The sequence below is a fragment of the Caulobacter sp. GW821-FHT10A10 genome (genome assembly GCF_059415745.1).
Genome location: NZ_JBWKNV010000003.1, coordinates 17978 through 28005, shown reverse-complemented (window position 1 = coordinate 28005; position 10028 = coordinate 17978). Strand labels below are relative to the sequence as shown.

9 protein-coding genes are annotated in these 10028 nt (G+C 67.9%); 5 read left to right on the top strand and 4 right to left on the bottom strand.

From position 1 onward, the window contains the following. Positions 1–28 precede the first annotated feature (28 nt). Together glgA and AC07NS_RS09375 are read left to right on the top strand one after the other, a co-directional pair. Positions 29–1693, top strand: coding sequence for a glycogen synthase GlgA (gene glgA / locus AC07NS_RS09380; RefSeq protein ID WP_110117612.1), 1665 nt, complete (start codon positions 29–31; stop codon positions 1691–1693). Continuing rightward, on the top strand, positions 1690–1926 hold the full coding sequence (locus AC07NS_RS09375; protein WP_110117613.1) for a hypothetical protein: 237 nt from the start codon (positions 1690–1692) through the stop codon (positions 1924–1926). The genes glgA and AC07NS_RS09375 overlap by 4 nt, the downstream gene beginning before the upstream one ends. Positions 1927–1973: 47 nt before the next feature. Here the strand turns inward: AC07NS_RS09375 and AC07NS_RS09370 are convergent, their stop codons facing one another. Together AC07NS_RS09370 and AC07NS_RS09365 are read right to left on the bottom strand one after the other, a co-directional pair. After that, the gene (locus AC07NS_RS09370; RefSeq protein ID WP_494603455.1) at positions 1974–2252 is read right to left on the bottom strand and encodes a helix-turn-helix domain-containing protein; all 279 of its coding nucleotides are present in this window, start codon (positions 2250–2252) and stop codon (positions 1974–1976) included. Next, a complete protein-coding gene (locus tag AC07NS_RS09365) occupies positions 2137–2733 on the bottom strand; it encodes a Crp/Fnr family transcriptional regulator (protein ID WP_494602864.1) in 597 nt (198 codons plus the stop codon). Before AC07NS_RS09365 ends, AC07NS_RS09370 begins: the two co-directional genes overlap by 116 nt. Positions 2734–3226: 493 nt before the next feature. Between AC07NS_RS09365 and AC07NS_RS09360 the strand changes: the two genes are divergently transcribed. After that, entirely contained in the window at positions 3227–3427 is a 201-nt protein-coding gene (locus AC07NS_RS09360) for a hypothetical protein (protein ID WP_494602863.1), read from the top strand. Positions 3428–3709: 282 nt separating this feature from the next. Here the strand turns inward: AC07NS_RS09360 and AC07NS_RS09355 are convergent, their stop codons facing one another. Further along, complete coding sequence (locus AC07NS_RS09355) at positions 3710–4219, bottom strand: pyridoxamine 5'-phosphate oxidase family protein (protein WP_494602862.1); 510 nt, start codon at positions 4217–4219, stop codon at positions 3710–3712. Positions 4220–4361: 142 nt separating this feature from the next. Then, positions 4362–7691, bottom strand: a complete 3330-nt coding sequence (locus AC07NS_RS09350) for a TRCF domain-containing protein (RefSeq protein ID WP_494602861.1) — start codon at positions 7689–7691, stop codon at positions 4362–4364. Between the two features lie 222 nt (positions 7692–7913). Here AC07NS_RS09350 and AC07NS_RS09345 point away from each other — a divergent pair, with 222 nt between their 5' ends. Both AC07NS_RS09345 and AC07NS_RS09340 read left to right on the top strand, forming a co-directional pair. Beyond that, a complete protein-coding gene (locus AC07NS_RS09345; RefSeq protein WP_494602860.1) occupies positions 7914–8780 on the top strand; it encodes a DUF1206 domain-containing protein in 867 nt (288 codons plus the stop codon). Further along, entirely contained in the window at positions 8780–10021 is a 1242-nt protein-coding gene (locus tag AC07NS_RS09340; RefSeq protein ID WP_494602859.1) for a DUF2252 family protein, read from the top strand. The genes AC07NS_RS09345 and AC07NS_RS09340 overlap by 1 nt, the downstream gene beginning before the upstream one ends. The last annotated feature ends 7 nt before the right edge of the window (positions 10022–10028 follow it).

Sequence of the window (10028 nt, the reverse complement as noted above, 5' to 3'; positions counted from 1 at the left end):
ATCAGGGTCCTGAATTCGGCGCCGTCCGATGAGCGCCCCCAGCATCCTTTCGGTCGCTGCGGAGATTTTCCCCCTGATCAAGACCGGCGGCCTGGCCGACGTCGTCGGGGCGCTGCCACTGGCTCTGGCGCGCGAGGGCGTCAAGGTCGTGACCTTGGTTCCCGGCTATCCGGCGGTGAAAGCCGCGCTGGAAACGCCCAGCGTGGTCCATCGCTTCTCTAGCCTGATGGGCGCGCCGGCGCGGTTGCTGCGTGGGAGGGCGGGCGCTCTGGACCTCCTGGTGATCGACGCGCCTCACCTCTATGACCGACCGGGCAATCCCTATCTGCAGGCGCCGGGGGTCGAATGGCCTGACAACGGTCAGCGCTTCGCTGCTCTGGCCAAGGTCGCCGCCGAGATCGGCCTTGGTCTCCTGGCCGACTACCAGCCCGACGTCATCCAGGCCCACGACTGGCATGCGGGCCTGACCCCGGCCTACCTTCACTATGCCCAGAAGGAGCGCCGTCTTCGGGCGCCGCCGGTCGTGCTCTCGATCCACAATCTGGCCTTCCAGGGACTGTTCCCGGCCAGCCTGCGGACCAAGCTCGGGCTGCCGGCGGAGGCCATGGCCATCGACGGTGTCGAATACTGGGGCGACATCGGCTTCCTCAAAGCCGGCATTCAGTTCGCCGATCAGGTCACCACCGTTTCTCCAAGCTACGCGGCGGAGATCACCACCGAAGAGGGCGGCATGGGCCTGGGCGGGCTCTTGAAGGCCCGCGCCAAATCGCTGGTCGGCATCCTCAATGGCATCGACGCGGACGTCTGGAACCCCGAGACCGACACCGACATCAGCGTTCGCTACACGGCAGAGACGCTCGAACGCCGCGCCATCAACAAGCTGGCCCTTCAAGCCAAATTTGGCCTTCGTCCGGACGCCGAAGCCCCGCTCTTTGGCATTCTCAGCCGGCTGACCGACCAGAAGGGCGTCGATTTGCTGCTGGGCGCCCTGCCGGTGCTGTTTGCCGAGGGCGCCCAGCTGATTGTCTGCGGCCAGGGCGAACCGCGGTATGAGGCTGCGTTTTCGCAGGCCGCCGAGCGCTATCCCGGCGCCATGGGCCGGTTCTTGGGCTACCGGGAAGACCTCGCCCATCTCATCCAGGCCGGCGCTGACGCGATCCTGGCGCCGTCGCGTTTCGAGCCCTGCGGCCTTACCCAGCTTTGCGCCATGCGGTATGGGGCCATCCCGGTCGTCTCGCGCACCGGTGGGTTGTCAGACACCATCATTGACGCCAACACCGCCGGGATCGCCCGTTCGGCCGCCACCGGCGTGCAGTTCGCGCCGGCCACCCAGGACATGCTTGAAGACGCCATCCGCCGGACCTGCGCTCTTTACCGCGATCCGGTCAGCTGGCGGCGCGTCCAGCTCAACGCCATGGCGTCCGATAGCTCCTGGCGCGTGTCCGCCGCCGAATACGCCGCGCTTTTCGCGCGCCTTGCGGCGCGGCCGGTCCGCGCTCCAGTCCAAGATGCGACCACCACGGCGATGGTGTCGATCGCGCCGGCGAGCCCTAGCGAACCGCGCAGCTTCGCCGCTTACGAGGCCGGTGAGCCCAGCTGCCCCGGGCCAGCGCCTCGACGGGCTCCAGCTCGCCGGACATCGCCCAGGAGCAAGGCGGCGACCCCGAGCCTGCGTCGGGTTGAAGAACGATGATCGTCGCCGAACTGATCAAGCTGCTGCAGGAGTGCCACCCCCAGGCCGTGGTGCTGATCCCGGCCGACCCGTCCATGGGGCGGGCGTGCGAAAAGGTAGCCGACGTCGCCAGGATCGACGCCAGCCAGTTCCCCGACGGGCCAGCGGCGCAAGGCGGCGTGGTCCGGCTATCGAGCTTTCCCGTCGATCTGCTGATCAGCGGCTTCGACCTCGCCGAGCAGGCCGGCAGATAGCGGGTCTTAAGGCGGACTGGAGAGACCTTGGGGGTTTTCTGCCCGGGTCAGGTGAAGTTGATCCACTCCGGTTCGCGAACAAAGGCGTGCCGGGGCAAGCCGGTCATAGACCGAAGCCGCCGAAGATCCAGCAGGTTGATCGTGCGCACGCCGCGCTGGATCAGGCCGGCGCGCTCCATCGCGCCGAATTTTCGGCTGACATGGACGGGACTAAGGCCCACCAAATCCCCGACCTGGCCCTGGGTCAGCGGGAAAGGCATGGTTCCTTGATCGGCCAGACCAAGGGCGCCCAAGCGGTCGAAGAGCTCGACCAGCATGCCGGCGATGCGCACCGATCCGTCGGTCTGCCCCCATCAGAGCCAGGGCTTCCATCAGCGTTACGCGCTCACGCTGGGCGCCTAGAAAATGCGCCGCCGCGATGCGCGGAAAACGCGCCAATACCCCCATCAGGTCTCCGCGTGATACCGGTCGCACTGTGATCGGGGTGATCGCCGTCAGGCATTCGGCCGTCCGGGTCACGCAAAGGCTTGGCGTACCCAGGACATCGCGCGGAAGATGGATCTTGACCGTCTGCTGGCGACCGGAAGCGACCGTGATCGACGACGCGACCCAGCCGTCGACGAGCAAGAAAAGGTGTGTCGGCTCGGTTCCGTCGCGCTTGAGCACATGGTCTCGTGGGAGATGCTGTGCGGGACCCAAGATGGCCGTCAGCGCCGCACGTTCGGCGCCGCTAAGATCGAAGACTTCGTCAAGGTGTCCCCTCGTCGCCCCGGGCGCCCCGGCCCGCGCCGCTGCTTGCTCATCCATGGGTCCCGGATCGCCAAGAACCCAAGGTCGCGCATTATCCTAGGTTATGGTTTGTGACGATCGATCAGCGAGGCTGCCGCGAGCGCACCCGCTGCGGCCATGTCGCCATACTGAGCCTCGTCGCGTCTATCTTGCCTGGAGCCGGGTGTCATTTTCCACCCACGCAAGGCGGCCTTGCCGTATCGCTTTGCCGCTGAGGCGGAACCACACCAGCCCAAAGCGTGAGCTGGTCGGCCAAGATCTTCGCGGGCGAGCGGTGCAGACGAGGCTTGGGAAGGTGGGGCGCCGCTCCGGTCGGACCCCGGCGTTTCGATCGCCAGCCGCTCGAAAAATCGCCTCAATAGCGCCCTGGCGCCGACGGCGTGGGGTCCGGCGCCGCCCTCGGCAGGCGCCTGGCGTATCCAAGTTTCTCGAGTTTTGCGCCTGTTTCGAGGCGAGCTAAAATTCCCATTCGGCAGCTGAAACCGAATGCGGCGCCGCGCGATCCTATCAAATGATCATTATCGTCGCGCGGTCGAGGGCAGGCTTCGGCGTCTTGGTAGGGAGCGACCTGGTCGAGGAATTCGACCAGGCGGACATGGCGAGGGCCTGCGCGGCAAGACTATGCGAGGAGGCCAGTGCGCGGGGCGAAAGCTTCAGCTGGGTCGATGTCAGCCAGGCGTCCGCGCCGCTGGCGATGGGCCGAACGCCATGAGGGCCCTAGGCGCACGAGGCAGGAGAGCTTGGCGCGTTGATGCGCCGGCTCATCCCGCCTCACGTGGATGACTTGCCGATTGAGGATGAATTGGCGCGACGAGCGTGGAGCGGCCTGGCCAAGGCCGGCAAGCGCTTGCCCGTCGCTTGAGCTGTAGAATTCTGAGCCAGCCGCTGCGGCAGGGGAGGCCGCGGCGAGCATGTTTTGGCCATTCAGCTGAGCGGTGGAATGGCCGCAGGTGGCTAGGCCCTCGCCCTTACCGCGTGCGGATCAGCCGCCGCCTCATAGATCGACCTTGGCGTTGTCGCCCATTTGCGGGGCCGCGCCGGTCACCGCGGCCAGGACCATCTTGACCAGCGCCACTGTCTTGCCGGGGCTAGCCCAGAGCTCGCCCTGATCGGGGGTGAAGGTGATCAGACGGATGGATGGGTCGCTGGCGTCCTCCCACCAGGCCTTGTCGAAGTCGGACCACAGCGCCGTGATCTTCTCGCGGTCGTTGCTGAGCCGCGCCGAGCCGGCCATCACCACATACTTGTAGTGGCTGTTGTCTGCCCAGGCGCAGGAGACGGCGGGGAAGTGCTCGATCTGGTCGTTCTTGCCGCCTTCGACATCGACGAGGAAATGGACGGCGTGCTCGTCGCGGCGCACCCGGGCCGAAAGCGGCCGGCTGTGCTGCTGTTCGCCGTCCCAGGTGGTGAACATCGCGATGTCGATCTTTTCCGCCAGCTCCCAGATCCGGTCGGCCACCTCTTGCGGCGGCTTGGGATTGTCGTCGCTACGTTCCTTGGTCATCGCGGATCCTTACGGTATGAACAAAGTCAACGCGCCGGCGCGCGGCTGTGTTGCAGGCTTAGGGACAAGTGCGGTTTCTGGCCGGCCCGGCGATCATCCAGCGGGCGGCGGCAAGACCGCGGGACAGTTGAGGCGATCGTCTCTAGCCGCTCAGCGCGCAAAGCAAGGCGTGGACTAGCGCGCGGCGCTCGGCCTCGCCGTCGCTGGCCTTGGCCACGACGAGCTTGTCCTCACGGACCGTCAGGACCTCGCGCCACCGCGACAGGGCGGTCATGGCCTCTGCCGGCGAAGCGCTGGCCGGGGTGAGCGACACCCCCTTGGGGCCGGCGCGCACCTGACGCACGCCCGCGCTTTTGGCCAGGCGCTGCAGGCGCGCGTGGTCAAGCAGTGTGCCGACCGGCGGGGGGAGGACGCCGAAGCGATCCTCCAGCTCTCCCTCGAAAGCGTCGATCTGGCCTTGGTCCTCCATTCTCGCAAGCCGTGCGTAGAGATTGATCCGGGTCACCGCGTCGGGCACGTAGGCGGTCGGGATCGCGCCGGGCTTGCCTATCTGCAGATCGGGCGTCCAATCCTCGGCCCCGGTCTCGCCGCGCTCCACCCGCAGGGCTCTGGCCAGCAAGCGCTGGTAAAGCCCCGCGCCGATCATTCGCATATGTCCGGCCTGATCCTCGCCGACCAGATCGCCGCCGCCGCGCAGATCAAGGTCGCGGGCGCTGATGGCCAGGCCCGATCCCAGGCGATCGAACGCCTCCAGCGTCGAAAGCCGCGCGCGGGTTGCCTCGGAAAGGTCCTCATCCGGATCCGACAAAAGATAGGCCACGCCTTGAACGCGGCCCCGGCCGACCCGGCCGCGCAGCTGATGAAGCTGAGCCAGGCCAAAGCGGTCGGGCCGCCAGACCACCATGGTGTTGGCCCGCGGCACGTCCAGCCCGCTCTCGATGATGTTGGTGGCCAGAAGAACGTCCCCGTCGCCATCGGCGAAGCCTACCATCACCGCATCGGCCGCCTCGGCGGCCAGATCGCCGTGGGCCACACGCACTTGCAGCTCAGGGACGAGGCTGGCCAACTGGGTCTGCAGCAGATCGATGTCCTCGATCCGCGGCGCGACGACGAAGCTCTGCCCGCCCCGGCGCTTTTCGCGCATGAGCGCCAGGCGCAGGCTGGCCGCATCGAAAGGGGCCAGGAACGTGCGGATCGGACGCCTGCGGGCGGGCGGGCTGGCGATGACGCTGACATCTTGCACGCCGATCATCGCCGCTTGCAGGGTGCGAGGGATCGGCGTGGCCGTCAGGGTCAGGAGATGGCCGTCCACGGCCATGGCGCGCAATTTCGCCTTCAGCGCCGCGCCGAACTTCTGTTCCTCGTCGATGATCATCAGCCCAAGGTCACTAAAGCCGATGTCCTTGCTCGCGAGGGCCTGTGTGCCGATCACCACGCCGATCTGGCCCGCTTCCAGGCCCTGCTTGACCGCCTTGGCTTCGGCGGGACTGACCAGGCGCGACAGCTGAGCCACGCCGATCCCCGTGCCGGCGAACCGCCGCTTGAAGGTTTCGACGTGTTGGCGAGCCAGGACCGTCGTCGGGGCGGCCAGCGCCACCTGGCGCCCGCTCAGGGCCACGGCCGCGGCCGCCCGTAAGGCCACCTCGGTCTTGCCAAAGCCGACGTCGCCGCACACCAGACGGTCCATGGGCCGTCCACTGGCGAGGTCGGCCAGGACCGCCTCGATGGCGGCCGACTGATCGGGCGTCTCGGGATAGGCAAAGCGAGCGGCGAACTTGGCGTAGGCCGCCTTGGGCGCGACGATGGGCGGGCAGACCCTTTCCTCACGCGCCTTGGCCAGGGCCACCAGTCGGGCGGCGGCCGCTTCCAGGTGTTGATGAACCTCGGCGCGCCGCTTGGACCAACCCTCGCCCTTGAGCCGGTCGAGGGTTACCGCGCTCTCTTCTGCCCCGTAACGCCAGACGCGGCCGATCTCCTCGACGGGCGCCTGCAGAATGTCGCCGCCATGATACTCCAGTTGCAAGGTGTCATGGCCTACGCCGTCAACCTCGATCCGGGCCAGATCACGCAGCACCCCCACCCCGTGATCTTCGTGCAGGACGACGTCGCCGGGGCGAAGTTCGGGTTCGACCAAAAGATCCTGCAAGTTGGTTGCGCCGCGCGCGGCGGTGCGCCCGCCGACCACGTCGCTGGCGGCGATCACGGCAAGCTGGTTGGCCGCCTCGATGAAGCCGGTGTCGAGGTCAAGCTCGATGCTGACCACTGTGTCCAGGGAACTGGCGAGCGCCTGCGCCCAGTCGGCGCAAGGCAGGGGCTTGAGGTCAAGGCCGCGGGCCAGAGCACGGGCAAGCGGCCGAAGCTCCTGCCCCAAGCCTGTCAAGACCACGCGACGCCCGGCCTGACGATGATGGTCGACGAGATCGCAAAAGGCCCGGCCGGGATTGCGCTGGAGAGCAAGGTTCGTCACCGGTTCGAAGCCGCGCGTCTCCAGGCGCACGGCCGACCAGCTGGCGAGCGCGGCCTTCAGGTCCGCGCCCAGGAGGTTGAGGTCTCCGGGCGCGCCAGGCTCAGGGCCCGCCCCGCCAAGCGTCTTTCGCGCCTCGAAAGCGTCCAGCACGTGCGCCTCGACCTCGTCCAGGCGCGCTGCGGCCTTGACGTCCATGGAAAGCCTGGCCTTGGGCAAAAGCTCGAACAGCGAGACCAGTGCGCCGTAGTGGTCGACCATGGCGTGCTCGGCCCCGGCTTGCCGCTCGGGAACCGCGCCATCGGCGCCGGGCCTGAGGATCAGCTCGCTCGCCGGGCCAAGGCGGAGGGTTTCGAGCTCGCCTGAAGAACGCTGGCTCAAGGGGTCGAAGGTTCGTATTTCGGCGATCCGGCCAGCGTCGAGCGCGATACGCACCGGGCAGGCGCCGTCCGCGGGAAAGATGTCGATGACCTCGCCCAAAAAGGCGATCTCGCCGGGCTCATCGATGCGCTCGTCGGCCACATAGCCAGCGGCTGCGGCGAAGTCGCCAAGCGCCTGGCGGTCGAGCACGGCGCCGCGCCGAAGTTCAAGCACCGTCTCGCGCGCCAGCGCCGCCGGCGGCAGCTTCTGGACGATAGCCTCGGGCGAGGTGACCAAAACCCGCCGGCCCGCCGGCTGCGCAAGTCGCCCAAGGATCGACATGCGCCGCCCCATCACATCCCGCGAAGGCGAGGCGCGATCATAGGGCAGGCAGTCCCACGGCGGCAGCACCAGGACCTCGAGACCGGGGGCGAAGCCAGCCAGGGCCCGGCCGATTTCCTCGGCGCGGCGTTCGCTGGACGCCAGGTGAACGAGGGTGGCTTGACCCTTGGCGGCCTTGCGCGACAGGGCTAGCGCCACGGCTGAAGCGGGCGGTTGGATGCTTGGCGCGCTGGGCCCGCGGTGGTTGCGAGCGCCCGGCGCCAGGATTTCGCCCACGGTGGGGATGGGGCTCGCGGCCTGCGACATGAAGAAGAAACTCTTGAAAGACGCGCCCGCGCCGCCGCGAGCAGGGCCGAAACACGTCATGCCACAGGAGGTTGCAAGCGCTGCTCAAGGAGGTGTTTACGAGGGCGCCCGGCGATCTTTTGACTGGCCGCAGCATCGATCACGGAACGTTCGCGGGGAGGGCGCCGTTCAGCCTGCCCGACGGCAGCGCTTGGGCGTTGGTGCAGGCGCGAGGATCGCAAATTGGGGCGAGCAGAAGCACAGCCGTGGACCCGGCGTCTCAGGCGCCTAGCGGCGCGGGATGAGATCATACAGGGGCTCGAATGGGCCGGCCGGCTCGGCTACGCCGCCCGCGGCGTTGTCTATCTGCGCCTGGGCGCGATCGTGCTCATGGCCGCTGTCGATCTGACGCCGCGGGCGCGCGGCGCCAAGGCGATGCTGGCGGCCTGGGCCGCCTGGCCGCCTGGTCTGGTGATCGTGACTCCTGTCTCGCTAGGCCTGCTGGGCTTTGCGATATGGCGCGGCCTGCAGGCCGGCCTCGACGCCGATCGCCATGGCGTCTCCCCTAAGGCGATCGCCGTGCGCGTTGGTCAAGCCGTCAGCGGACTGATATACGGCGGGCTTGGGCTCTGGGGCCTGGAACTGCTCGACGCCTTCGAGGATGTCGCAGAGGCCGATGAGGAACAGGCCGCCCACGGCGCGGCCGCCACCGTCCTGAACTGGCCCCACGGCGAGGCGCTGCTGCTGGCGGCGGGCCTGACGCTCGTCGGGGTCGGGATAGGCAACCTCGTCCAGGGCCTGATACAGGATTTCTCCAAGCGCTTGACGTGCGATGCGCGTCTCTGCCGCGTCGTCGCGCCGCTGGCCCGGATCGGCTATGGGGCGCGGGGCTTGGCCACCCTGCCGGCCGGCGTCTTCCTGCTAAAGGCGGGGCTGGAGGCGCGTAGCGCTGACGTTCACAGCTGGGGCGGCGCTTTGCAGGCGCTTGAGCGCCAGCCGTTCGGATCCTGGGTCTTGAGTCTGATCGCCTTGGGGCTGGCGGCCTTTGGTCTCTTTGGTTTCGTAGAGGCGGTTTTCCGACGCATCCGTCCCGCCCAGGCGCTCATCTGATGGCCAGGGACGATCACATCGCTCGGGCCAAGGCCGCTTCGCGAGAAGCCCGCGCGCCCACCCCCGCCAAGCGCGGTCCCTTGCTGGCGCGCAAACGCAATCTCAAAATGGCTCGCTCGGCCCACGCCTATGTCCGGGGCAGCACGGTCAAGTTCTACGACTGGCTCGAGGCGCGCCCCTCCGGTCTGCCCAGCGGCCCGCCGGTGTGGATCTGCGGCGACTGCCACCTGGGCAATCTGGGACCGCTGGCCAGCGCCAGGGGCGATGTCGACATCCAGATCCGCGATCTGGACCAGACCGTCGTCGGAAGTCCGGCTCATGATCTTATTCGGCTTGGGCTGTCGCTGGCCTGCGCGGCGCGCGGCTCGGATCTGCCTGGCGTTATCACCGCCCAGATGATGGAGGCCATGGTCGATGGATACGAAGAGGCCCTGGCAGGTGATTTCGAGGCCGAAACGCCGCATCCGCCGATGATCGGCGCGGTTGTACGCGAGGCCGAACGCCGGACCTGGAAACATCTGGCGGCTGATCGTCTGCGGGGCGCACGTCCCGTGATCCCTATAGGCCGGCGCTTTTGGCCGATCACCAGGACCGAGCGCGACGAAATCGAGGCGATCTGCGCCAGCGATCCGGTCCGCGCGCTTGTCACCAGCCTCAAGTCCCGCAGCAAGAAGGACGACATTCGGGTCTTGGACGCGGCCTATTGGGTCAAGGGCTGCAGTTCGCTCGGCCGACTGCGCTTTGCCGTGCTGCTGGAGGTCAATGGCGGCGGCGGCGAGCCTGACATCTGCTTCCTCGACATCAAGGAGGCCATCAAGGCCGCCGCGCCACGCGATCCGGAAGCCTCCATGCCGCGCGACAACGCCGAGCGGGTGGTGGCGGGAGCCTTGGCCTTGTCTCCCCATCTTGGCCAGCGCATGGCCTCAGGCCGACTGCTCGACAAGGCCGTGTTCGTGCGCGAGCTGATGCCCCAGGACATGAAGCTGGAGATCGTGGGCCTGGCGCCGGCCCAGGCCATGGAGGCGGCTCGCGCCTTGGCTGGCGTGGTGGGCCACGCCCATGGCCGTCAGATGGATGGCGCCGCGCGCAAGGCCTGGATCGCCGACCTGTCGCGCAACCGGTCCGGCGCCTTGGATGCGCCCTCCTGGCTGTGGTCCAGCGTCGTAGATCTGGTGGCCGTGCACGAGGCGGCCTATCTGGAGCATTGTCGGCGTTACGCCCTTGGCCTGGTCCAGGACTGAGGGGAAG